Genomic DNA, 19,914 nt, shown 5'->3' with positions numbered 1-19,914 from the left:
GTCTAAAGGCCCCCGCGCTGAAAAAGCAGTGGGTTGATGGCGATCGGGACGAAATACAGCCGGGAGAGGCGCCGCCGCCGCGGGCAGTTCATGCTGCGGGCGGCGAAGTGGCTGTTGATCATCGGCATATTCCTGGGGCTCGGCGTCTGGTCGTATCAGAGCGGGCTCGAACTGGCGCGGGCGGAAGTCACGGCTCTGGAACGACGGATCGCCAACCTCTCGGCCGATGCGCGGGACGTCTACGCGCGCAACGCGGCGCTGGAAGGCGAATTGCGCCAGGCGCGGGCGGACATGGTCGCGCTGCAGCGGCGCTACGAGCAGGACGTGCCGCGCGGCGACGCGGCCGCGCTGTTCTCCCTGGTGCAGGGCCGCATCGGCGCGGGCGTGCCGCGGGCGCGGATGGAACAGGTGGTGCGCGATGCCGGGCCGATCCGCCGCTGCGAAGGGCGCGGGACGACGCGCCGCTTCGCCATCGCCTATGGCCGCGTGCCGGACGGCGCGGGGATCGAACTGCAGGACGGCGTTGTGCGCGTGGTGGTCAGCGCGCCGGCGCCGACCGACGACCTCGCCCGCGCGGCGAATGTCGCCGTCACGGTGGCTGGGGGCGAGACGCTGAACCTGACCGGCCTGCCGCAGCGCCACCCGGTGGTGCTGGGCAATGTGGAATTCACGCTGAACGTGACGGCGAGCGACGTGCGCGGCTTCGCGCAGGCCTCGCTGTCGGGGTGCTGAACCGATGATGCGCGGGGCCCTTGTCGTGCTGCTGCTGCTGGCGGGCTGCGGCTCGCGCGCGGAGGACCAGGCGGCGCGGGGCGAGCGGATCGCCGAGGCGCGCTGCGCTTCCTGCCACGCGGTGGGGCGCACGGGGGCGAGCCCGCGGGCCAACGCGCCCGCCTTCCGCGACCTGCATCGCCGCTATCCGGTGGACCAGCTGGCGGAATCGCTGGCCGAGGGCATCGTCACCGGCCATCCGGACATGCCGGAACAATCCTTCGACCGGGCGGAGGTGGAGGCGTTCCTCGCCTATCTCCGCAGCCTGGAGCGATAGAAGGTGCCGCGCCCCGCCCCGCATCCTCGCGGGTGGGGCGGCGCGGACCACGCGATTTTGTCCGAATCAGGCCGGCACGTCGCCCTGCAGCGTGATGCGGTGCATCTCCCGCCGGTGGCCGTGGTAGTCGTTGACCGGGTAGTGCTGCACCGCGCGGTTGTCCCACAGGGCGAGCGAGCCCGGCGCCCAGCGGAAGCGGCAGGTGAACTCCGGCTTCATGATGTGGGCGAACAGGAAGTCGAGCAGCGGCTTCGATTCCTCGACCGTCCAGCCCTCGAACTGGGATGTGTGGCCGAGATTGACGTACAGCGCGCGGCGGCCGGTCTCGGGATGGGTGCGCACCACGGGGTGGGCGGCTTCCAGCACCTCGGCATTCGTCACCGCGCCGCGTTCCTTCTGCCGGTCCTCCCGGGTCTTGGACGCATCCGCCTTCTTGGACGAGTTGATGGCGCGCAAACCGTCGAGCGTCGCGCGCAGGCCCGGCGACAGCGCGTCGTAGGCCGCGCGGGCATCGGCGAAGATCGTGTCGCCGCCGGCCGGCGGCACCTCGCGCGCGAGAAGCATCGTCGCCATGGGCGGGCGTTCCAGATAGGCGGTGTCGGAATGCCAGACGCCGCCGAAATTGATCCGCTCGTGCGGTTCCTTGATGACGGGCGTGATCTGCGGGAAGCCGTCCAGCCCGCGCACGAAGGGGTATTCCACCGGCGTGCCGAAGCGGGCGGCGAAGGCGAGGAAGTCGCGCGGGGGCAGGTGCACGTCGCGCAGGAACATCACGCCATGTTCGAGCCAGATGGCGCGCAGCTCCGCGATGGTGCGGTCGTCCAGCGGCGCGGAGACATCGAGGCCCGAAACCTCCGCGCCGCAGGACCCCGAGGCGCGGGCGACGGTCAGGCGTTGCGCGGTGATGGACATGGCGTTCCTCCGTTTGCGCGAAGGTTACGACGCGGCCCGGAGGCGCGCCAGCATGCCCGCCGCATCCTCCCGCGGCAGCGCGTAGAAGACGAAGACATAGGGGTCGGAGGCCTCGAAGACCGACGGGTCGGGGGAGGCGCGCTGCATCGTCGCGCGGTCGAGTGCGGCGACCGGATGCCATTCGCCGCGCAGCTCGAACAGCACCTCGTAGCCGAGCGCGTCGAGGAAGGCGGGCACGGCCCAGGTGCTGCCTTCCCGGTGCCGCTCCTCGATCTCGAGCGTCAGGACGGGGCGGCAGCGCAGCAGCGTCTCCCGCGCGCCGCGCAGCACCTCGTATTCCGCGCCCTCGGCATCGACCTTCATGGCGGTGAGGTCGGCGATGGCGAGATCGTCGAGGCGCAGCAGCGGCACCGCGAAGCGCTCGACCGTCACGCGGCCGGACAGGTGGGCGCGGTAGTCCTTGGCGGTGCTCGCCCATTGTTCCTGCGCGACGCCGTCGAGCACGGGCATGGACAGGATGATCTCGCCCGCGGTGTCGCCAAGGGCCGCGGCGCGGCAGTCCACATGGGCGGGCAGGCCGCCGAATTCGCGCGCCAGCGCGTCCTGCAGTCGCGCGAAGGCGGGCGGCAGCGGCTCGAAGGCGATGACGCGGGAGGAAGGGAGGCGGGCGAGCGGGATCGCGATCAGCCCGTCATGCGCGCCAACATCGACCAGCGTGCCCGGCCGGTGCAGCAGGGTGTGGAAGGTGATCTCGTCCATGCGCGCGCCCTGCATCCGTTCGGTCCGCCGGAGCGTATCGCAGCCGGACGCGCCCCGCGACGGGGGCGGAGGAGGATCGATGCGCAGCCTTGTTCTCGCCGCGGCATTCGCCGCGATCGCCATCACCGCACGGGCCGAGGAGGACTACGCCGCCTGGCCCCCGCTGCCCGCCATGTTCGAGAGCACGGGCGGGGGCGGCATCATGATCGGCGAATACGAGCCCGTCGTGATCCGCGACCGCTGCCTGACGCGCTTCACGGCCACCACGCCGGACGGGACGGTGTACCGCAACATCGTGCTGTTCGAGGCCGTGCCGGCGCAGGGCGGCATCCTGTGCACCAACGGCGCCTGGCGGGCGCTGGACGGGGATGCGGAAGGCACCACGCCCTTCCGGGTCTTCATCCGCGACGGGGTGCGGCGCCGGGCCCCCTGACGCGGCGCTGGGCAGCGGCGCCGAAACGGGCCATGATCGGGCAGACCGGAAGGCTCCGCCGCCGATGCGCCTCTCTCAGCTGATCTACGTCTCCCGCCCCTTCGGCTTCCATGAAGGGACGCTGGACGACATCCTGGTGTCCGCCTGCCGGCACAACGAGCGGAACGGCATCACCGGCTCGCTGGTCTGCCGCGCCGACCTGTTCCTGCAGATCCTGGAAGGCCCGCGGGCCGCGGTGACCGAAACCTTCGGCCGCATCCTGCGCGACGACCGGCATGTGGAGGCGACGATCCTGCATTGCGGCGACACGCCCGAGCGTATGTTCGCTTCCTGGACCATGCGCGACGACCCGCCGCAATCCTGGATGTGGCCGAGGGAGGAGGTGCGGGAGGGCGTGCTGCAGTCCACCACGGCCGCGCACGCTCTGACGATCTTCCGCCGCCTGTCGCGGCTGCCGCGCGCGGCCTGAGGTTCAGGCCAGGCGCTCGGAAAAGCGCACCAGGTAGCCGTCGGGATCCTGCACGATGAACTGCCGCACGCGCACCACGCCGTCGCCGACGCGATAGGCCTTCTCCTCGACCGGCAGGAACATCGGCCAGCCCGCGCGGTCCATCGCCGTGAGGAGGGGGGCGACCGATGCGACCGCGATCTCGAGGTTCATGCCACGCCCGAAGGGCCGTTCGGCCGGCGCGGCGAGCCAGTCACGCATCGATCCCAGCCGGTCGAGCATGATGCGCGCGCCGTCGCGCTCGATGCAGGCGAAGCCGTCCTCGGGCCGGTCGTACAGCACGGCGAAGCCGCACAGGTCGCGCCAAAAGCGCAGGCTCGCATCGATGTCCGTGACGCCCAGACCGGCACCAGCGCCGGGCGCATCAGGCCGCCGCGATCGCCGCGTTCATCGCCCGCACGCCCGCCGCCGCGCCGTCCGGGTGGTTCCACACCGCGCCGACCACGGCGAGGAAATCCGCCCCCGCGCGCACCAGCGGCGCGCAATTGGCCGCGGTGATGCCGCCGATGGCCACGCAAGGGATCTCCATCATCTCGCTCCACCACTCCAGCAGGTCGGTGCCGGCGCTGTGCGCTGTCTCCTTCGTGTCGGTGGGGAAGAATGCGCCGAAGGCGACGTAGTCGGCCCCCTGTTCGCCCGCCGTCATCGCGAGGTGGCGCGAGGCGTGGCAGGTTATGCCGAGGATCTTGCCGTCGAGCAGCATGCGCGCCCCGGCATGGTCGCCGTCGGACTGGCCCAGATGCGCCCCGTCGCAGCCCAGGCGATGCGCGAGGATGGCGTCGTCGTTCAGGATGAAGGCGACGTCGCGCGCGTGGCAGACGGGCATCAGCGCCTCGACGGCGCGCTTCACGTCGTCCTGCGCCGCGTCCTTCAGCCGCAGTTGCAGGCAGGCGACGTCCCCGGCATCGAGGGCGGCGGCCAGCGTCTCGCGGAACGCCGCCGGGTCGAGCCTCGGCGGTGTGATAAGATAAAGCCGACAGCCTTCGGTCATGATGCTGCTCCCGGTGCCGGCAGGGGTCCGGGGAGGCACGGCCTCCCCGGCGGGGGGTGGAGGGGGCGGCGCCCCCTCCGGTCTCACGCCTTGGACTTGTAGACCTCGATCATGGAGGCGAGCAGCTTCAGCGCGTCCTCCTTCGGCCGCTGGAAGGCGTTGCGGCCGACGATGGACCCGTTGCCGCCGCCGGCATGGATCGCCTTCACCTCGGCCAGCAGCGCGTCGGTGCCCTTCGCCTCGCCGCCCGAGAAGACGACAAGCCGCCGGCCGTTGAAGCAGGTCTGCACGATGTGGCGGATGCGCGCGGCCATGTCGGAGCCGTCGATCTTGCGCTCGATGTAGACCTTCTTGGCCGCGTCCAGCGACAGCGGCTCCATCGGCGGCTTCACCTTGATGATGTGCGCGCCCATCAGCGCGGCCATGTGCGCGGCATAGGCGCAGATGTCGAAGGCCGTCTCGCCGACCTTGTCCAGCATCGGGCCGCGCGGATAGGACCAGACCACGACGGCGAGGCCCGCGGCCTTGGCTTCCTCGGCCAGCTCGCGCAGCTCCTCCATCATCTCGAACTGGTATTCGCTGCCCGGATAGATGGTAAAGCCGATCGCGGAACAGCCAAGGCGCAGCGCGTCGGAGACCGAGCCCGTCACGGCCTGGTCCTTGGTGGTGGACAGGCTGTTGGAGCTGTTCACCTTGAGGATGGTCGGGATCGAGCCGGCGAAGGTCGCGGCCCCCGCCTCGATCATGCCGAGCGGCGCGGCATAGGCGTTGAGCCCCGCCTCGATCGCCAACTCGAAATGGTAGTGCGGGTCATAGGCCGCCGGGTTCGGCGCGAAGGAGCGGGCCGGGCCGTGCTCGAAGCCCTGGTCGACGGGCAGGATCACCATGCGGCCGGTGCCGCCGAGCTTCCCCTCCATCAGGATGCGGGCGAGGTTCGCCTTGGTCCCGGGATTGTCGCTCTCGTACCAGGAGAGAATCTCCTTCACGCGGCGGGTCAGCTTCATGGCGTGTCCTTCCTCTGGGTCTCGGTGCGGCGCCGGGCGGATAGCGCAGCGCGCCCGCCCTGTCACGGGGCGCGGGGTTTCGCCGGAGGCTGTGGCGCTTCCATGGCGAGCCATGCGCGCAGTTTCGCGAGATCGTCCCGCCGGCCGAGGTCGAGCGTGGCGAGGTCGAGCGCCGGCGGCCGTGCGGGCAGCACCCGCGCACCGGCCTGCTCCGCCGCCGCCGCGACGGCGCCGAAGGCCGGGCAGGCGCCATCGAGCACGATCAGCCGCGCGCCTTCGCCCAAGGCCGCGAGCGCCGTCCCCGCCGCATCCGCGCAGTCGATCGCGGCCTGGTGCGGCACGCCGGCATGCCGCCCCGCGGCCGCCCGCACCATGGCGAGGAACCAGGCCGCGCCCGCGAAGCCGCCCGCGCCGGGGGCGGAGAGCAGCAGCACCCCGGCAGGGCCGGCCGCGGCGAGCGCCGCCGTCGCGCCCGCCAGCCCGTGCACCGTGACCGCCGGCGGCATGCTGAGACGTTCTGTCACCGTTGACCCCGAGGTTCCTCTCTGCCAAGGCTTTCCGGGGTACCCGCGCCGCCCGGCGCGGGGCAAGGGCAGTGGATCCCAGGGGGCGGATGAGCGAGTCGACGGACCCGGTGGCGGCAGCGGCCGCGCGGCTCGAGGCAGCGGTGCAGCGGCTTTCGCGCGCCGCCGCGGCACGGCCCGCGGCATCGTCGGCGATGGATGGCGGCAGCCCGCCGGGCGTCGACCCGGCCGCGGTCGCCGCACTCGCCGCACGGCTCGATACCACCATCGCCCGCCTGCGCGGCGTGCTCGGCGAGGAAGGCTGATGGCCCAGGTCACGGTCCGCGTCGGCGGCTATTCCCACCCCGTCGCCTGCCAGGACGGGCAGGAACGGCACCTGACGAACATGGCCGCCGAGGTCGACAAGCGCATCGGCGCTCTGAAGGCCATGGGCATGCAGTTCGGCGAGACGCGGATGCTGCTGCTGGCCGCCCTGCAACTGGCCGACGAGACCGGCGACCTGCAGACGGAGGTCGCCGCCCTGAAGGCGGGCGGGGCCGTCGCGGCCCCGATCGCGGCCGCGCCCGAGCCCGACCACGCGCTCGCCGCGCGGCTGAACCGCATCGCCGACGCCATCGAGGCCATTGCCGCGACCCTTGAGGACGCCTAGGTTCAAGGGGCGGGGCTGCCCGGTGCGCCAGGCACTTCATCCCCGGGGCCAATGCACATCCTCCGGGAGCTGGCTCTGTCCGGGCCGTGGTTCGGATACCTGGTGCCCACCTGCGAAAGCAGGCCTTGGGAGGATGAGACGCCAGCGGCCAGGGTGGCTCCGCACGTTCTTTCCGAGGCGGAGCCTCGGAAGGAACTTGCCGTTTTTTTGTCCCTCAGACGGCGGGCGGGCCGCATCCGCGGCCCTTGCCTTCGCGCCCTGGACTGGATCGCCCAGTGTGGCTGTCGGTTTGGGCGCGGTCGCGCATTCGCGCTCGCGGATCGAGGCTGGGCCTCGATCCGTTTTTTGTCCCTCAGACCGCGGCCGCCCGCATCCGCGGCCCTTGCCTTCGCGCCATGGACTGGATCGCCCGGTGGGGCGGTTGGTCTGGGCGCGGTCGCGCTTCGCGCTCGCGGATCGAGGCAGGGCCTCGATCCGTGTTTTTGTCCCTCAGACGGCGGGCGGGCCGCATCCGCGGCGCTTGCCTTTGTGCGCTGGACTGGATCGCCCGGTGGGGCGGGTGGTCTGGGCGCGGTCGCGCTCTGCGCTCCCGGATCGAGGCTGGGCCTCTATCCGGGAGACCGGTTCAGTTGGATGGGTGAGGCGCCGTGAACGCCGGTGATCCCGACACGCCAGTGCTCGCGGCCGCCAAGGTCGCGGCGCGGAAGGCGGCGATGGCGCGGCGCTCGGGGCTCGATCCAAACTCTGCGGGGGTGGCCGTACGGGATGCGGTGCTCGCCGCCTGCCCGCCGCCGCAGGGGGCCGTCATCGCCGGCTTCTGGCCGATGGGGGCGGAGATCGACCCGCGGCCCCTGATGGAAGCGTTGTATGCACGAATGCATGCAATCTGCCTGCCCGTGACACCGCGCCGCGGCCTGCCGCTCGCCTTCCGGCGCTGGGCGCCGGGGGACCGTCTCGTGCCCGGCCCGATGGGCACAAGCCAGCCGGGACCGGATGCCGCGCCCGTCACGCCGGACTGGCTCATCGTCCCGCTGCTCGCCTTCGACCGGGCGGGCCGGCGGCTCGGCTATGGCGGCGGCTACTACGACCGCACGCTGGCCGGCCTGCCTGGCGCGACCGCGCTCGGGATTGCCTATGCGGTGCAGGAAGTGCAGGAGGTTCCCGCCGGGCCGCATGACGTCCGGCTCCGCCGCATCGCGACGGAACAGGGCGTGATCGACTGCGAAGGACCGGCGTGAGGATTCTCTTTCTCGGCGACATCGTCGGGCGGACGGGGCGCGACGCGGTGGCCGAAGCGCTGCCCGGCCTGCGCCGTGACCTCGCGCTCGACCTGGTGGTGGTGAACGCCGAGAACGCCTCGCACGGCTTCGGCCTCGCCCCCGACATGGCGCGCGGTCTGTTCGCGGCCGGCGCCGACGTGCTGACGCTCGGCAACCACGCCTGGGACCGCAAGGAAATCATCCCCTACATCGAGGAGGAGAAGCGCCTCATCCGCCCGTTGAACTACCAGCCCGGGACGCCCGGGCGCGGCGCGACGGTGGTGGACCTGCCCGGTGGGCGCCGCGCGCTGGTCGTGCAGGCGATGGGCCGGCTCTTCATGGGGGATTTCCTCGACGACCCGTTCCGCGCCGTGCAGGCGGAACTCGCACGCATGCCGATGGGCGCGCAGGGCGCGGTGCAGGCGGTGGTGTTGGACATCCACGCCGAGGCGACGAGCGAGAAGCAGGCGATGGCCCATTCCTTCGACGGCCGCGCCTCCCTCGTCATCGGCACCCACACCCATGTGCCTTCGGCCGACCATCGCATCCTGCCGGGCGGGACGGCCTTCCAGACCGATGCGGGCATGTGCGGCGACTATGACAGCGTGATCGGCATGCAGAAGGGCGGCGCGGCGATCCGCTTCTGGCGCAAGGTGCCGGCGGAACGGCTCGCCCCGGCGGAAGGGGCGGCCACGATCTGCGGCCTGTTCGTCGAGACGGACGATGCGACGGGCCTCGCCCGGCGCGTCGCGCCGCTGCGCCTGGGTGGTTCGCTCGCCCCGGCGATGCCCTGAGGGAGACAGCGTATGGATCTGGGCTTTGCCGGGCGGCGCGTTCTGGTGGTGGGTGCCTCGGCCGGGATCGGCTTCGCCACGGCGCAGATGCTGGCGGCCGAGGGGGCGGAGGTGCTGATCGCGTCGCGCGACCCCGCGGGCATCGCCGCGGCGGCGGAGCGCATCGCGGCCGCGACCGGGCGGCGCCCCGCGACCGCGGTCGCGGACATTACGGTGGAGGGGGCGGCGGATGCGCTGCTCGGCCATGTCGCCACGCGCTGGGGCGCGCTCGATGCGCTGGTCGATGCGGTGGGCGGGTCGATCCGCTCGGGCTTCGAGGCGCTGAGCGATGCCGATTGGATCGGCAACTACACCTTCAACGTGCTGAGCGCCGTGCGCACCGTGCGCGCCGCGCTGCCGCTGCTGCGCCAGGGTGCCGCGCCGTCGATCGTGCTGCTGGGCGCGGCGGCGTCGCGCATGCCCTATCCGAACCAGGTCGTCTCCAACGTCCACAAGGCGGGACTGCTGGGGCTGACCAAGACGCTCGCCGGCGAATACGCGGCCGAGGGCATCCGCGTGAACTGCGTCGCCCCCGGGCGCACGCTGACGCGGCTGTGGACCGACCGCGCGGCGAAGATGGCCGCCGAGCGCAACGTCTCGGCCGAGGACGTCATCGCCGAATTCGCGCATGAGATCCCGCTCGGCCGCTTCGGCACGCCGGAGGAAGTCGCGGCGATGGTGGTGTGGCTGTCGAGCCCGCGCGCGGCGTATGTCACGGGGCAGACGGTCAACGTCGATGGCGGCATCGCCCGCGGGCTGCTGTAGCCCGGCGCGGGTAGGGGGAGGACGGCATGGAACTCAAGGGCGCGGTCGCGCTGGTGACGGGCGGCAATGGCGGGCTCGGGCAGCTGATCTGCCACGCGCTGGCGCGCGAGGGCGCGCATGTCGCGGTGATGTACGCGAACAGCCGGGACCAGGCGGAAGGTGTGGCACGTGACCTCGCCGCCACGCATGGCGTCCAGGCCGAGGCCTTCGGCTGCGACATCGCGGACGGCGCGGCGATCGACGCGCTGGTCGCCGCCGTCACGGCGCGCTTCGGCCGGCTCGACATCCTGGTGAACGACGCGGCCTTCAACAAGGCGATCGCCTTCCAGGACCTCGATTCCCTCACGCCCGAGCTCTGGCAGAAGATCATGTCGGTGAACCTGACCGGGCCGATGCTGCTGACCAAGGCGGTGGCGCCGGTGATGAAGGCGCAGGGGCAGGGGCGGATCGTCAACATCGCCTCCGTCGCCGGGCTGACGCCGACCGGATCGTCGATCGCCTACGCCGTGTCGAAGGCCGGGCTGATCCATCTGACGCGCTGCATGGCGGTGGCGCTGGCGCCGGAGGTGCTGGTCAACTGCGTCGCACCCGGGCTGCTGGAGGGCACGCGCGCGACGGCGAACCTGACGGCCGCGCAGGTCGAGCGCTCCGCCTCCACCTCGTTGCTCAAGCGCGCGGCGGACAAGGAGGATTGCGCGGAGATGGTCGTCACCATGTGCCGGACCGGGACGATGACCGGCCAGACGGTGGTGATCGACGCGGGGCGGGTCTTCCACTGATATCGACGGCCGCAGGATTCGGCCGCCGCCATCAGTGTTTTCGTGTCCTCGGGCGCCGGGCGCGCGCTGGGCTCGCCGCGCTCGCGGCGGGCCGCCTTCGCGGCCTCGGCCGGCTTGCGCCGGCCGCGATTCAGTCGTTCAGCCCGCCAGCTCGCGCCGCACGATCGCGGCGCCGTCCGCCAGCGCCTTGAGCTTCGCGAAGGCGCGATCCCGCGGCAGGTACTTCATGCCGCAATCGGGCGCGGCCACCAGCCGTTCCGCCGCCACGTGGCGCAGCCCCGCGCGCAGCCGGTCGGCCACCTGCTCGGCCGTCTCGACCTCGGTCGTGCCGAGGTCGAGCACGCCCAGCATGATCGTCTTGTTCGACAGGTCCTTGAGCATTCCGAGGTCGAGCTTCGGCTGCGCCGCCTCGACCGAGATCTGCGCCGCGATGCTGTCGGCCAGCTGCGGCAGGAAGGAGTAGCCCGAGGGCTTGTCGGAGACGAGCGCGGCGTAGCCGAAGCACAGATGCACGACCGTCGTGCCCTCCACGCCCTCGAGCGCGCGGTTGATCGCCTTCACGCCATACTGCTTCGCCTGCTCGGGGCGCGCCTGCAGCCAGGGCTCGTCCAGCTGGATCACGTCGGCGCCGGCGGCCTTCAGGTCGCGCGCTTCCTCGGCGACCACCGCCGCATAGGCCATGGCGAGCGCCTCGGGGTCGCCATAGTGCTCGTCATGCGCCTGCATCGACAGGGTGAAGGGGCCGGGCAGGGTGATCTTGACCTGGCGGTCGGTGTTGGCGCGCAGGAAGGACACGTCGCGCACCTCGACCGCGTGGCGGCGGGTGATCGGGCCGGTCACGCGCGGCACCGGCGTGGGCTTGCCCATGCGGCCGCTGACGATCGCCGGGTTGTCCACGTCGACGCCATCCAACGCGAGGGCGAAGCGGTTGGAATAGGATTCCCGGCGCATCTCGCCATCGGTGATGATGTCGATGCCGGCGCGTTCCATGTCGCGGATGGCGATCAGCGTCGCGTCGTCCTGGGCCTGTTCCAGCGCATCCTCCGCGACGCGCCAGATCTCCTTCAGCCGCACGCGGGGGACGACGTTGTTCTTCGTCAGGATGGCGCGGTCCACCAGCCAGGCGGGCTGGGGGTAGGAGCCGACGACGGTGGTCGGCAGCAACGTCCTGGTGGTGCTCATGGTTCTTGCGTCTCCGGCGGCGGGTTCGGCCCCGGATAGGGCCGGGACCGCGCGCCGGCAAGCGCCCGGTGCCATGCCCGATTGACCGCGCGGCCCCGCCATCCCAGGTTCAGCGGCGCCGGGCGCGGATGCGCCGGGGCGCGGGAGGAGCATCGGATGAAGGATTTCGATATCGACGGCATCACCGATGCCGTCATCGCCCAGATGGCGACGACGCCCGACCCACGCATGCGGGAGATCATGGACGCCGCCGTGCGCCACCTGCACGCCTTCGCCCGCGAGGTGAACCTTGCCCCCGACGAATGGCTGAAGGGCATCGCCTTCCTCACCGCCGTCGGCCAGGCCTGCACGCCCTACCGGCAGGAATTCATCCTTCTGTCCGACACGCTCGGCCTGTCGCGGCTCGTGAACGTGATGCATGACGCGAAGGGGCGGGAGGCGGCGGGGACCGAGACGAGCCTGCTCGGCCCCTTCTTCCGGGAGGATGCGCCGACCATCGGCCTCGGGGAGAGCATTGCCCGGCATGCCGAAGGGCCTGAACTGCTGCTCTATGGCCAGGTCGTGGATGCGGCGGGGCAGCCGGTGCCGGGCGCGGTGGTGGATATCTGGCAGACCGATGCCGATGGGCTCTACGACCTGCAGGCCAACGACCCGTCCGTGATGGACATGCGCGCGCGCCTGACCTGTGACGCGGAAGGGCGCTATCACCTGCGCACGCTGCGCCCGATCGGCTACTCGATCCCGATGGACGGGCCGGTCGGCGAGATGGTCCGCCGCCAGGGCCGGCACGGCTTCCGGCCCGCGCATATCCACCTGCTGGTCGCCGCCCCCGGCTTCCGCGAACTCGTCACCGCGCTCTATCTCGGCGACGACCCGCATGTGGACAGCGACACGGTGTTCGGCGTGTCGAAGTCGCTCGTCGTGACGCCGGCGGAGGGGCTGCCGGACGCACCCGTGCAGGGCGTGCCGGCGATCCGCTACGACTTCACCCTGTCGCGCGACGTGGGCGAGGGCGCGGGGCGCGTGGGTTCCGACCCGTCCAGGCTCGTCCCCGCCGGCTGACCGCATTCCCCAAGGGAGGTAACCAAGAATGATCACCCGACGCCTGTTGGGCGCGGCAGCACTTGCCGTGGCCGCCACGCTGCCGAACCCCGCGCCGGCGCAGGAGGCCTTCCCCAACCGCGCCGTGCAGGTCGTGCTGCCCTATCCGCCGGGCAATGCGATCGACCTGCTGGTGCGCGCGCTCGCCGCGCAGATGTCCGCCCCGCTCGGCCAGTCCGTCGTCGTCGTGAACCGCGACGGCGCGGCGGGCGTGGTGGGGTCCGTCTCCGTGCTGCGCGCGCCGGCGGATGGCTACACGGTGCTGTTCATGCCCGCGCTCGTCGCCTCGGTGCTGCCGGTGACGCAGCCGACCTCCGGGCTGCAGACGGGATCCTTCCGCCCGGTCTGCCAGGTGTTCAGCAATTCGATGGCGCTGGTCGTGCGTCCCGACAGCCCGATCCGCACGCTGGCCGACCTGCAGCGCGCGGCGCAGGCCAATCCGGGGCGGATGACCTATGGCACGCTCGGCGTCACCTCGATCCCGCACCTTGCCATGGTGCAGTGGCTCGGCGCGGCGCGGGCCGAGATCGAGCACGTGCCCTATCGCGCCGACGCCGCGGTGATGACCGAGGTCCTGCAGGGCCGCATCGATGTAGGCTCGATCGTGCTGGGCTCGGCCGCGGGGCGGGGCGACATCCGCGTGCTCGCCGTGTTCGACCGGCAGCGCCACCCCGACTTCCCCGACGCCGCGACGGCGGTGGAGCAGGGCTTCGACGTCGCCCCCGCCTCCTTCGGCGGGCTCTTCGTGCTGGCCGGCACGCCGGAGGACCGGATCGCGCGCATCGAGGCCGCCTGCGCCAGTGCCGCGAACAGCGAGGCCTATCGCACCGCGGCGCGCACCGGCTCCCAGCCCGCCAACTACTTCCTCGCCCGCGAGGACTTCGCCCGCCGGCTGGCCGACGACATCGCCCAGAAGGCGGAGGTGCTGCGCGGCATCCGCCTCAACTGAGGTTCAGTACATCGTGGCCTCGAGGCGTGCCGGCGCCTCGCGGTCGTAGTCGGCGGCATCCACGGCGCCGTCGGCGCGGTGGGAGGCGATGAGCTGCCCCATGCTGGGCAGCCCCGCCGGCCGCGCCCGCCCGTCCCACAGGCGGGAGCGCATGATCGACTTGGCGCATTGCATGAACAGCTCGGTGACGGTGACGGCCAGCACCGTCGCCGGCGCCTTGCCCCGTTCGACGAAGCGGCCGGTCAGCGCCGGGTCGGCCGTGATGCGCGCGGTACCGTGCACGCGCAGGACTTCCGACGCGCCGGGGACGAAGAAGATCACCGAGACGCGGTTGTCCTCGAGGATGTCGCGCAGCGCATCGAGCCGGTTGTTGCCGCGCCGGTCCGGGATCAGCAGCGTCCCGTCGGGCTCCACGGCGACGAAGCCCGGCGCGTCCCCGCGCGGGGTCGCGTGCACGCCGCGGCTGCCGACGGTGGACAGGATGCAGAAGGGCGAAGCCGCGATCCAGGCGCGGGCCGTTCCCTCGATCCGGTGCGTCACCTTCTTGATCGGGCCTTCGAGCGGCTGGTCGTAGATCTCGCGCAGGCGCGCTTCGGTGGTGACGGCGAAGGGGTCGGCGGGGGATTGCGTGTCCATGGCGGCAGTCTGGCCCGGCGCCGGGGCGGTCCGCCAGCCTCCGCTTGCCCCGGATGGCGGGGCGCGGCTAGAAGCCCGGCATTCCCGAAGCCCCGGTTTCCGACGGAGAGAGGCCTCCATGGCCGGCCATTCGCACGCCAAGAACGTCATGCACCGCAAGGCGGCCCAGGGTGCCAAGCGCGCCCAGGCCTTCGGCAAGCTGATCCGCGAGATCACCGTCTCGGCCAAGATGGGCCTGCCCGACCCGGCGATGAACCCGCGCCTGCGCGCCGCGGTGAAGGCCGCGCTGGTGGCCAACATGACGCGGGACACGATCGACCGCGCCATCAAGCGCGCCTCGGATGCCGGGCAGGGCGAGGGGTATGAGGAGGTGCGCTACGAGGGCTACGGCCCGCACGGCATCGCCATCATCGTCGAGGCCCTGACCGACAACCGCAACCGCACCGGCGGCGACCTGCGTTCCATGTTCGCCAAGAACGGCGGCGCGCTGGGGGAGACGAACTCGGTCGCCTTCCAGTTCGAGCGCAAGGGCGTGCTGCGCTTCAAGCCCGCCGTCGGCTCGGCCGACGCCATGCTGGAAGCGGCGATCGAGGCCGGCGCCGAGGATGTGGAATCGGACGAGGACGGCCACGAGGTCAGCACCAGCGTCGAGGATTTCGCCGCCGTGCGCGACGCGCTGGAAGCGAAGTTCGGCCAGGCCGAGGCGGCGAAGCTCGAATGGTGGCCGTCGACCACCATCGACCTCGACGAGGAACGGGCGCGCGAGGTGCTGAAGCTGATCGATGCGCTGGACGACCATGACGACGTCCAGACCGTCTACGCCAATTTCGAGGTGGACGCGGCGGCGGCGGAGCGGCTCTCGGCGGCCTGAGCCGCCATGCTCGCGCGGCTGCGGGACTGGGCGCGCGCGATCCGGCGCGACGTGCACGCGCTCTGGCTCGCGGCGCGGGACCCGCGGACGCCCTGGGCGGCGCGCCTGCTCGCCATCGGCATCGCGGCCTATGCGCTGTCGCCCATCGACCTGATCCCGGACTTCATCCCGGTGCTCGGCTACCTGGACGACGCGATCCTGCTGCCGCTGCTGATCCTGCTGGCGATCCGCCTCATTCCGCCGGCGCTGATGGCCGAACACCGGGCGAGCGCGGCGGCCGCGGCGGCGCGGCCGGTCAGCCGGGGGGGCGCGGCCTTCATCCTCCTCCTCTGGGTCCTCGCCGCGGCCTGGCTCATCCGCGTCCTCTGGCCCTGGGTGGCGGGCTGACGGGCGGCGCGCGGCCGCTTCTGCTAGAAGGCCGGCGCCATGGCGCGCGCCCCGATTCGCATCCTCGGCCTCGACCCGGGCCTCCAGCACACCGGCTGGGGGCTGATCGAGCATGACGGCTTCCGCCTGCGCTTCGTCGCCGAGGGCGTGATCTCCACCACCCCGGCCGAGGATTTGCCCGACCGGCTGCTCGCGCTGCATCGCGGCCTCGCCGCCGTGATCGACCTGCACGCGCCGGAGGAAGCGGCGGTGGAGAACACCTATGTCGCGCGCAACCCGGACAGCGCACTGAAGCTCGGCCAGGCGCGCGGCGTCGTGGTGCTCGCCCCGGCGCTGGCCGGGCTCGCCGTCGCGCAATACGGCGCGATGGAGGTCAAGCGTGCCGTCGTCGGCAACGGCCATGCGGCCAAGGACCAGGTGCAGGCGATGGTGAAGCACCTGCTGCCCGGCGTGACCTTCAAGCGCGCCGATGCCGCGGATGCGCTCGCGGTGGCGATCTGCCACGCGCATCACCGGTCGTCGCGGCAGGCGCTCGCCCGCGGATACCAGCCGGCATGATCGGGCTGCTGAAGGGCCGGGTGGAAAGCACCCATGAAGGCGGCTGCATCCTCGACGTGAACGGCGTCGGCTACCTGCTCTCCTGCTCGCGCAAGACGCTCGACGCGCTGACGACGCGCGAAGGCCCGCACCGCGTGCTGGTCGAAACCCGCGTCAGCCAGGACGCGATCACCCTGTTCGGCTTCGCCGACGCGACCGAGCGCGAGGCCTTCCGCGCGCTGATCGAGGTCAAGACGGTCGGCCCGCAGAAGGCGCTGATCGTGCTGTCCTCGCTCAGCCCCGATGGCCTTGCCCGCGCCATCGCCGCCAAGGAACGCAAGCGGCTGGCGGAGGTGAAGGGCCTGGGTGCGGCGACCGCCAACCGCATCGTGGACGAGCCCGCGATGCAGAAATGGGCGGTCGGCCGCGCAACGCCCGATGCGGATGGCGAAGGCGCGCTGCCCGCCATCGCGCCGGAACAGGGGGCGGAGGCGGACGCCGTCTCCGCGCTGGTGAACCTCGGCTGGAAGCAGCCCCAGGCGGCCGCCGCCATCGCCCGCGCCGCCAAGCGGCTGGGTGAGGGTGCGACGCTCGACGCGCTGATCCGCGACGGGCTGAAGGAGATGGCGCGATGAGCGAGCGGCTCACCTCGCCCGACCGGCACGAGGACGACTACGGCGAGCACGCGCTGCGCCCGCAGACGCTCGCCGACTTCACCGGGCAGGCCAGCCTGCGGGAGAACCTCGCCGTCTTCATCGCCGCGGCCAAGGCGCGGGCGGAACCGATGGACCACGTGCTGTTCCATGGGCCCCCGGGGCTGGGCAAGACGACGCTCGCGCAGATCGTCGCGCGCGAGCTCGGCGTGGGTTTCCGCGCGACCTCCGGCCCCGTGCTGCAGCGATCGGGCGACCTCGCCGCCATCCTGACCAACCTGCAGCCGCGCGACGTGCTGTTCGTGGACGAGATCCATCGCCTCCAGCCCGCGATCGAGGAGACCCTCTATCCTGCGATGGAGGATTTCTGCCTCGACCTGATCATCGGGGAGGGGCCGGCGGCGCGCACCGTGCGCATCGACATCCCGCCCTTCACGCTGATCGGCGCCACGACGCGCGCCGGGCTGCTGGCGACGCCGCTGCGCGACCGCTTCGGCATCCCGCTGCGGCTGGTCTTCTACACGGCCGAGGAACTGCACGGCATCGTCACGCGCGGGGCGCGAAAGCTGGGCTTCGCGCTGTCGGACGACGGCGCGATGGAGATCGCCAGGCGATCCCGGGGCACGCCGCGCATCGCCGGCCGGCTGCTGCGCCGCGTGCGCGACTTCGCCATGGTGGAGAACCGCGTCGCCGACCGCGCCATGGCGGACGCGGCGCTGCGGCGGCTGGAGGTCGACGCGCTCGGCCTCGATGCCATGGACCGGCGCTACCTGCTGCGCATCGCCGAGCATCACGGCGGCGGGCCGGTGGGGATCGAGACGCTGGCGGCCGCCCTGGCTGAGGGGCGCGACACGCTCGAGGAAGTAGTCGAGCCCTTCCTGATCCAGGAAGGGCTGGTGCTGCGCACCCCGCGCGGGCGGATGCTGGGCGAGCGCGGCTGGCGGCACCTGGGGCTGGCGCCGCCGGCGGGGATGGTCGCGCAACTCGATCTGTTGCGGGACCAGGACATATGACCGGGCCTGAACCAGCCGCATCAGACAGGATACATCGCCACTACCTGCGCGTGTATTTCGAGGATACCGACGCCGGCGGGATGGCCTATCACGCCCGGTATCTGCACTGGGCGGAGCGTGCGCGGACGGAATCCTTGCGCGCCATTGGGTTGCCACACAATCTGATGATAGAACGTCATGGAGCGCTGCTCGTGGTGCGGCGCGTCGAAGTGGAGTATTGGCGGCCCGCCCGTCTCGATTCGCGGGTGGTCGTGGAGACCGCGATCCTCAGGGTCACCGGCGCCCAGATCCTGCTCGACCAGACGGTCCGCCTGGCGGAGGAAGGGTCCGAGGCGCCGGGCGAAAGGCTCGCGGGGCTGAAGGTGGGGCTGGTCTCGGTGGACCAGGCCGCGCTGAAGCCGGTGCCGCTGCCCGAACCCTGGCGGTCGGTGCTCAAGGGCCTGGTCCTGCCGGCGGCGGGCTGAAGGCGACGAAGTCATGCAAGGCGGCCGCGGCCGCCGGCCCCCGACCGGGGGCGAGGAAGGAGAGACCGCGTGAACGGCACGGTGACGGCTCAGGCGCTCGGACAGGCGGCGCACGACCTCTCGCTCTGGGGGCTCTTCCTCCAGGCGGACTGGGTGGTGAAGTCCGTCATGATCGGGCTGCTGATCGCCAGCATCTGGGTCTGGGCGATCGTGTTCGACAAGGTGACGGGGCTGCGCCGGGCGAACCGCGCGGCCGACGCCTTCGAGGACCGCTTCTGGTCCGGCGGCAGCCTCGACGACCTGTTCGCGCGGGAAGGGGAGGAACCGACCCATCCGATCGCCGCCGTCTTCGGGGCGGCGATGCGCGAATGGCGCCGCAGCGCGGGCAATGGCGCGCTGCTCGGCGGTGCCAAGGAGCGCGTCGAGCGCGCCATGGCGGTGACGATCGGGCGGGAGATGGACCGGCTGGAACGCTGGATGGTCTTCCTCGCCTCGGTCGGTTCGGTCGCGCCCTTCATCGGCCTGTTCGGCACGGTCTGGGGCATCATGAACTCCTTCGCCGCCATCGCGGGGATGCAGAACACCAACCTCGCGGTGGTCGCACCCGGCATCGCGGAGGCGCTGTTCGCGACCGCCATCGGCCTGATCGCGGCGATCCCGGCGGTGCTCGCCTACAACAAGATCAACACCGACCTCGCGCGCTTCGCGGGCCGGATGGAATCCTTCGCGACGGAATTCGCCGCGATCCTGTCCCGCCAGACGGAAATGGCCGCCAACGACAAGGCCGCGCCCGCGGCGACCGCGGCGGAATAGCGCGATGGGCGCCCCCCTCGTCGGCGGCCGGCCCAGTGGCCGGTCCCGCTACCGCCCGATGTCCGAGATCAACGTCACGCCCTTCGTCGACGTCATGCTCGTGCTGCTCATCATTTTCATGGTCGCCGCGCCGCTGATGACCGTGGGCGTGCCGGTCGACCTGCCGCGCACCGCCGCATCCCCGCTGAACCAGGAGACCGAGCCCCTCACCATCACGGTGAACCCCGAGGGCCGCGTCTTCCTCCAGGAAACCGAGGTGACGGTCGAGGACCTGGTGCCCCGGCTGCGCGCCATCATGGCGAACCAGCCGGCCGGCGCGGCCGAGCGGCGGATCTTCGTCCGCGGCGACCGCGCCATCGCCTATGGCCGCGTCATGGAGGTGATGGGCACCATCGCCGGCGCCGGCTTCACCCGTGTCGCGCTGCTGGCCGAACAGCCGGCCGGGCCGCGCCCCGGCGGGGCCCCAGCCGCCCCCGCGCGGCCGTCCGCGCCGCGCTGAGGAAAGGGGAGCGGAAAGGTGGGCCGTCCCGCCTGGGCCGCACGGATGACGCTCAACCGCTGGGGCATGGTCTCGGCGAGCCTGCACGCGCTGATCCTGGCGATCGGCGCGCTGTTCGTGCTCGCCCGGCCGATCCCCGAGCCGGAGGAGCAGGGGATCTCGGTCGAGCTCGTCAGCCCCGGCCCGCCGCTGCTGGCCCAGGCCGACGTGCCCTCGCCGGTGCCCGCCCCGCCGTCGCCCAACGCCCCGCCCACCCCGCCGACGCCCGAGCCCCCGGCGCCCACGCCGCCGCGCAACGCGCCGCCCGAGCCCCCGCCGCCGCCGCCCCCGCCGCCGCCCGCGCCG

The 19,914-nt window shown here is 72.1% G+C and carries 27 protein-coding genes, 1 other RNA gene and 2 pseudogenes; 22 read left to right on the top strand and 8 right to left on the bottom strand.

Features of this window, described 5'->3' with window-relative positions; translation table 11 throughout:
• Positions 1-36: 36 nt before the first annotated feature.
• Both J5Y09_RS22445 and J5Y09_RS22440 read left to right on the top strand, forming a co-directional pair.
• Positions 37-732 carry a hypothetical protein gene (locus tag J5Y09_RS22445; RefSeq protein ID WP_209354092.1) on the top strand — a complete coding sequence of 232 codons (696 nt, stop codon included), beginning with the start codon at positions 37-39 and terminating at the stop codon, positions 730-732.
• A 4-nt stretch (positions 733-736) separates the two neighbouring features.
• A complete protein-coding gene (locus J5Y09_RS22440) occupies positions 737-1,048 on the top strand; it encodes a c-type cytochrome (RefSeq protein ID WP_209354091.1) in 312 nt (103 codons plus the stop codon).
• Between the two features lie 66 nt (positions 1,049-1,114).
• Here the strand turns inward: J5Y09_RS22440 and J5Y09_RS22435 are convergent, their stop codons facing one another.
• Together J5Y09_RS22435 and J5Y09_RS22430 are read right to left on the bottom strand one after the other, a co-directional pair.
• Positions 1,115-1,960: a TauD/TfdA dioxygenase family protein gene (locus tag J5Y09_RS22435; protein WP_209354090.1), complete on the bottom strand. Its 846-nt coding sequence runs from the start codon at positions 1,958-1,960 to the stop codon at positions 1,115-1,117.
• 24 nt (positions 1,961-1,984) lie between these two features.
• Positions 1,985-2,719 (bottom strand): FkbM family methyltransferase, encoded by a 735-nt coding sequence (locus J5Y09_RS22430; RefSeq protein WP_209354089.1) that lies wholly within the window; start codon positions 2,717-2,719, stop codon positions 1,985-1,987.
• 79 nt (positions 2,720-2,798) lie between these two features.
• Here J5Y09_RS22430 and J5Y09_RS22425 point away from each other — a divergent pair, with 79 nt between their 5' ends.
• Positions 2,799-3,152, top strand: coding sequence for a hypothetical protein (locus tag J5Y09_RS22425; RefSeq protein WP_209354088.1), 354 nt, complete (start codon positions 2,799-2,801; stop codon positions 3,150-3,152).
• A 64-nt stretch (positions 3,153-3,216) separates the two neighbouring features.
• Positions 3,217-3,621, top strand: coding sequence for a BLUF domain-containing protein (locus J5Y09_RS22420; RefSeq protein WP_209354087.1), 405 nt, complete (start codon positions 3,217-3,219; stop codon positions 3,619-3,621).
• 3 nt (positions 3,622-3,624) lie between these two features.
• Here the strand turns inward: J5Y09_RS22420 and J5Y09_RS22415 are convergent, their stop codons facing one another.
• The 4 genes from J5Y09_RS22415 to J5Y09_RS22400 form a co-directional block, all read right to left on the bottom strand.
• Complete coding sequence (locus J5Y09_RS22415) at positions 3,625-3,942, bottom strand: VOC family protein (protein ID WP_209354086.1); 318 nt, start codon at positions 3,940-3,942, stop codon at positions 3,625-3,627.
• Between the two features lie 82 nt (positions 3,943-4,024).
• Positions 4,025-4,651 (bottom strand): thiamine phosphate synthase, encoded by a 627-nt coding sequence (gene thiE / locus J5Y09_RS22410; protein ID WP_209354085.1) that lies wholly within the window; start codon positions 4,649-4,651, stop codon positions 4,025-4,027.
• An 83-nt stretch (positions 4,652-4,734) separates the two neighbouring features.
• Entirely contained in the window at positions 4,735-5,655 is a 921-nt protein-coding gene (locus J5Y09_RS22405; RefSeq protein WP_209354084.1) for a class I fructose-bisphosphate aldolase, read from the bottom strand.
• 62 nt (positions 5,656-5,717) lie between these two features.
• On the bottom strand, positions 5,718-6,179 hold the full coding sequence (locus tag J5Y09_RS22400) for a hypothetical protein (protein ID WP_342451534.1): 462 nt from the start codon (positions 6,177-6,179) through the stop codon (positions 5,718-5,720).
• 89 nt (positions 6,180-6,268) lie between these two features.
• On the opposite strand from J5Y09_RS22400, the gene J5Y09_RS22395 reads away from it, so the two are divergent.
• From J5Y09_RS22395 to J5Y09_RS22365, 7 genes are all read left to right on the top strand, one after another.
• Positions 6,269-6,484 (top strand): hypothetical protein, encoded by a 216-nt coding sequence (locus tag J5Y09_RS22395; RefSeq protein WP_209354083.1) that lies wholly within the window; start codon positions 6,269-6,271, stop codon positions 6,482-6,484.
• Positions 6,484-6,828, top strand: coding sequence for a cell division protein ZapA (locus tag J5Y09_RS22390; RefSeq protein ID WP_209354082.1), 345 nt, complete (start codon positions 6,484-6,486; stop codon positions 6,826-6,828). Before J5Y09_RS22395 ends, J5Y09_RS22390 begins: the two co-directional genes overlap by 1 nt.
• Before the next feature lie 9 nt (positions 6,829-6,837).
• A non-coding RNA gene (gene ssrS, locus J5Y09_RS22385) (6S RNA) lies at positions 6,838-6,992 on the top strand.
• Between the two features lie 483 nt (positions 6,993-7,475).
• Positions 7,476-8,066: a 5-formyltetrahydrofolate cyclo-ligase gene (locus J5Y09_RS22380; protein ID WP_342451533.1), complete on the top strand. Its 591-nt coding sequence runs from the start codon at positions 7,476-7,478 to the stop codon at positions 8,064-8,066.
• Entirely contained in the window at positions 8,063-8,881 is an 819-nt protein-coding gene (locus J5Y09_RS22375; protein WP_209354081.1) for a TIGR00282 family metallophosphoesterase, read from the top strand. Before J5Y09_RS22380 ends, J5Y09_RS22375 begins: the two co-directional genes overlap by 4 nt.
• Positions 8,882-8,893: 12 nt before the next feature.
• Positions 8,894-9,685 (top strand): SDR family NAD(P)-dependent oxidoreductase, encoded by a 792-nt coding sequence (locus J5Y09_RS22370; RefSeq protein ID WP_209354080.1) that lies wholly within the window; start codon positions 8,894-8,896, stop codon positions 9,683-9,685.
• 26 nt (positions 9,686-9,711) lie between these two features.
• Positions 9,712-10,464, top strand: coding sequence for an SDR family NAD(P)-dependent oxidoreductase (locus tag J5Y09_RS22365; protein ID WP_209354079.1), 753 nt, complete (start codon positions 9,712-9,714; stop codon positions 10,462-10,464).
• 138 nt (positions 10,465-10,602) lie between these two features.
• Here the strand turns inward: J5Y09_RS22365 and J5Y09_RS22360 are convergent, their stop codons facing one another.
• The gene (locus J5Y09_RS22360) at positions 10,603-11,646 is read right to left on the bottom strand and encodes a 5-methyltetrahydropteroyltriglutamate--homocysteine methyltransferase (RefSeq protein WP_209354078.1); all 1,044 of its coding nucleotides are present in this window, start codon (positions 11,644-11,646) and stop codon (positions 10,603-10,605) included.
• A 156-nt stretch (positions 11,647-11,802) separates the two neighbouring features.
• Between J5Y09_RS22360 and J5Y09_RS22355 the strand changes: the two genes are divergently transcribed.
• On the top strand, positions 11,803-12,708 hold the full coding sequence (locus J5Y09_RS22355) for a dioxygenase family protein (protein WP_209354077.1): 906 nt from the start codon (positions 11,803-11,805) through the stop codon (positions 12,706-12,708).
• A gap of 28 nt (positions 12,709-12,736) precedes the next feature.
• Positions 12,737-13,696 carry a tripartite tricarboxylate transporter substrate binding protein gene (locus J5Y09_RS22350; protein ID WP_209354076.1) on the top strand — a complete coding sequence of 320 codons (960 nt, stop codon included), beginning with the start codon at positions 12,737-12,739 and terminating at the stop codon, positions 13,694-13,696.
• Positions 13,697-13,699: 3 nt separating this feature from the next.
• On the opposite strand, the gene J5Y09_RS22345 is transcribed toward J5Y09_RS22350, so the two are convergent.
• A complete protein-coding gene (locus tag J5Y09_RS22345) occupies positions 13,700-14,332 on the bottom strand; it encodes an MSMEG_1061 family FMN-dependent PPOX-type flavoprotein (protein WP_209354075.1) in 633 nt (210 codons plus the stop codon).
• Positions 14,333-14,450: 118 nt separating this feature from the next.
• Between J5Y09_RS22345 and J5Y09_RS22340 the strand changes: the two genes are divergently transcribed.
• The 9 genes and pseudogenes from J5Y09_RS22340 to J5Y09_RS22300 all read left to right on the top strand — a co-directional run.
• Positions 14,451-15,203, top strand: coding sequence for a YebC/PmpR family DNA-binding transcriptional regulator (locus J5Y09_RS22340; RefSeq protein ID WP_209354074.1), 753 nt, complete (start codon positions 14,451-14,453; stop codon positions 15,201-15,203).
• 12 nt (positions 15,204-15,215) lie between these two features.
• Positions 15,216-15,590 (top strand): annotated as a pseudogene (locus J5Y09_RS22335) (YkvA family protein); the annotation flags it as partial.
• Between the two features lie 39 nt (positions 15,591-15,629).
• Positions 15,630-16,148, top strand: coding sequence for a crossover junction endodeoxyribonuclease RuvC (gene ruvC, locus J5Y09_RS22330; RefSeq protein WP_209354072.1), 519 nt, complete (start codon positions 15,630-15,632; stop codon positions 16,146-16,148).
• Positions 16,145-16,762: a Holliday junction branch migration protein RuvA gene (gene ruvA / locus J5Y09_RS22325; protein ID WP_209354071.1), complete on the top strand. Its 618-nt coding sequence runs from the start codon at positions 16,145-16,147 to the stop codon at positions 16,760-16,762. Before ruvC ends, ruvA begins: the two co-directional genes overlap by 4 nt.
• The gene (gene ruvB, locus J5Y09_RS22320) at positions 16,759-17,793 is read left to right on the top strand and encodes a Holliday junction branch migration DNA helicase RuvB (protein WP_209354070.1); all 1,035 of its coding nucleotides are present in this window, start codon (positions 16,759-16,761) and stop codon (positions 17,791-17,793) included. The genes ruvA and ruvB overlap by 4 nt, the downstream gene beginning before the upstream one ends.
• Entirely contained in the window at positions 17,790-18,257 is a 468-nt protein-coding gene (locus J5Y09_RS22315; RefSeq protein WP_209354069.1) for a YbgC/FadM family acyl-CoA thioesterase, read from the top strand. The genes ruvB and J5Y09_RS22315 overlap by 4 nt, the downstream gene beginning before the upstream one ends.
• A 69-nt stretch (positions 18,258-18,326) precedes the next feature.
• Positions 18,327-19,070, top strand: coding sequence for a protein TolQ (gene tolQ / locus J5Y09_RS22310; RefSeq protein ID WP_209354068.1), 744 nt, complete (start codon positions 18,327-18,329; stop codon positions 19,068-19,070).
• 4 nt (positions 19,071-19,074) lie between these two features.
• Positions 19,075-19,569 carry a protein TolR gene (gene tolR, locus J5Y09_RS22305; protein WP_209354067.1) on the top strand — a complete coding sequence of 165 codons (495 nt, stop codon included), beginning with the start codon at positions 19,075-19,077 and terminating at the stop codon, positions 19,567-19,569.
• Positions 19,570-19,587: 18 nt separating this feature from the next.
• A pseudogene (locus J5Y09_RS22300) lies at positions 19,588-19,914 on the top strand (hypothetical protein); the annotation flags it as partial.

Origin of the sequence: Roseomonas nitratireducens, assembly GCF_017813355.1 — a bacterium.
Taxonomy (GTDB): domain Bacteria; phylum Pseudomonadota; class Alphaproteobacteria; order Acetobacterales; family Acetobacteraceae; genus Neoroseomonas; species Neoroseomonas nitratireducens.
The sequence above is the reverse complement of the archived record's forward strand: the minus strand, read 5'-3'. Positions and strand labels throughout refer to the sequence as shown.

Coding starts and splice junctions, on each gene's coding strand:
- J5Y09_RS22315 (WP_209354069.1), top strand. CDS start 17,790: ATGACCGGGCCTGAACCAGCCGCATCAGACAGGATACATCGCCACTAC.
- J5Y09_RS22430 (WP_209354089.1), bottom strand. CDS start 2,719: ATGGACGAGATCACCTTCCACACCCTGCTGCACCGGCCGGGCACGCTG.
- J5Y09_RS22340 (WP_209354074.1), top strand. CDS start 14,451: ATGGCCGGCCATTCGCACGCCAAGAACGTCATGCACCGCAAGGCGGCC.
- thiE (WP_209354085.1), bottom strand. CDS start 4,651: ATGACCGAAGGCTGTCGGCTTTATCTTATCACACCGCCGAGGCTCGAC.
- J5Y09_RS22370 (WP_209354080.1), top strand. CDS start 8,894: ATGGATCTGGGCTTTGCCGGGCGGCGCGTTCTGGTGGTGGGTGCCTCG.
- J5Y09_RS22365 (WP_209354079.1), top strand. CDS start 9,712: ATGGAACTCAAGGGCGCGGTCGCGCTGGTGACGGGCGGCAATGGCGGG.
- ruvA (WP_209354071.1), top strand. CDS start 16,145: ATGATCGGGCTGCTGAAGGGCCGGGTGGAAAGCACCCATGAAGGCGGC.
- J5Y09_RS22445 (WP_209354092.1), top strand. CDS start 37: ATGGCGATCGGGACGAAATACAGCCGGGAGAGGCGCCGCCGCCGCGGG.
- J5Y09_RS22350 (WP_209354076.1), top strand. CDS start 12,737: ATGATCACCCGACGCCTGTTGGGCGCGGCAGCACTTGCCGTGGCCGCC.
- J5Y09_RS22420 (WP_209354087.1), top strand. CDS start 3,217: ATGCGCCTCTCTCAGCTGATCTACGTCTCCCGCCCCTTCGGCTTCCAT.
- J5Y09_RS22405 (WP_209354084.1), bottom strand. CDS start 5,655: ATGAAGCTGACCCGCCGCGTGAAGGAGATTCTCTCCTGGTACGAGAGC.
- J5Y09_RS22355 (WP_209354077.1), top strand. CDS start 11,803: ATGAAGGATTTCGATATCGACGGCATCACCGATGCCGTCATCGCCCAG.
- ruvC (WP_209354072.1), top strand. CDS start 15,630: ATGGCGCGCGCCCCGATTCGCATCCTCGGCCTCGACCCGGGCCTCCAG.
- J5Y09_RS22395 (WP_209354083.1), top strand. CDS start 6,269: ATGAGCGAGTCGACGGACCCGGTGGCGGCAGCGGCCGCGCGGCTCGAG.
- J5Y09_RS22345 (WP_209354075.1), bottom strand. CDS start 14,332: ATGGACACGCAATCCCCCGCCGACCCCTTCGCCGTCACCACCGAAGCG.
- J5Y09_RS22390 (WP_209354082.1), top strand. CDS start 6,484: ATGGCCCAGGTCACGGTCCGCGTCGGCGGCTATTCCCACCCCGTCGCC.
- J5Y09_RS22360 (WP_209354078.1), bottom strand. CDS start 11,646: ATGAGCACCACCAGGACGTTGCTGCCGACCACCGTCGTCGGCTCCTAC.
- J5Y09_RS22435 (WP_209354090.1), bottom strand. CDS start 1,960: ATGTCCATCACCGCGCAACGCCTGACCGTCGCCCGCGCCTCGGGGTCC.
- J5Y09_RS22440 (WP_209354091.1), top strand. CDS start 737: ATGATGCGCGGGGCCCTTGTCGTGCTGCTGCTGCTGGCGGGCTGCGGC.
- J5Y09_RS22425 (WP_209354088.1), top strand. CDS start 2,799: ATGCGCAGCCTTGTTCTCGCCGCGGCATTCGCCGCGATCGCCATCACC.
- ruvB (WP_209354070.1), top strand. CDS start 16,759: ATGAGCGAGCGGCTCACCTCGCCCGACCGGCACGAGGACGACTACGGC.
- tolR (WP_209354067.1), top strand. CDS start 19,075: ATGGGCGCCCCCCTCGTCGGCGGCCGGCCCAGTGGCCGGTCCCGCTAC.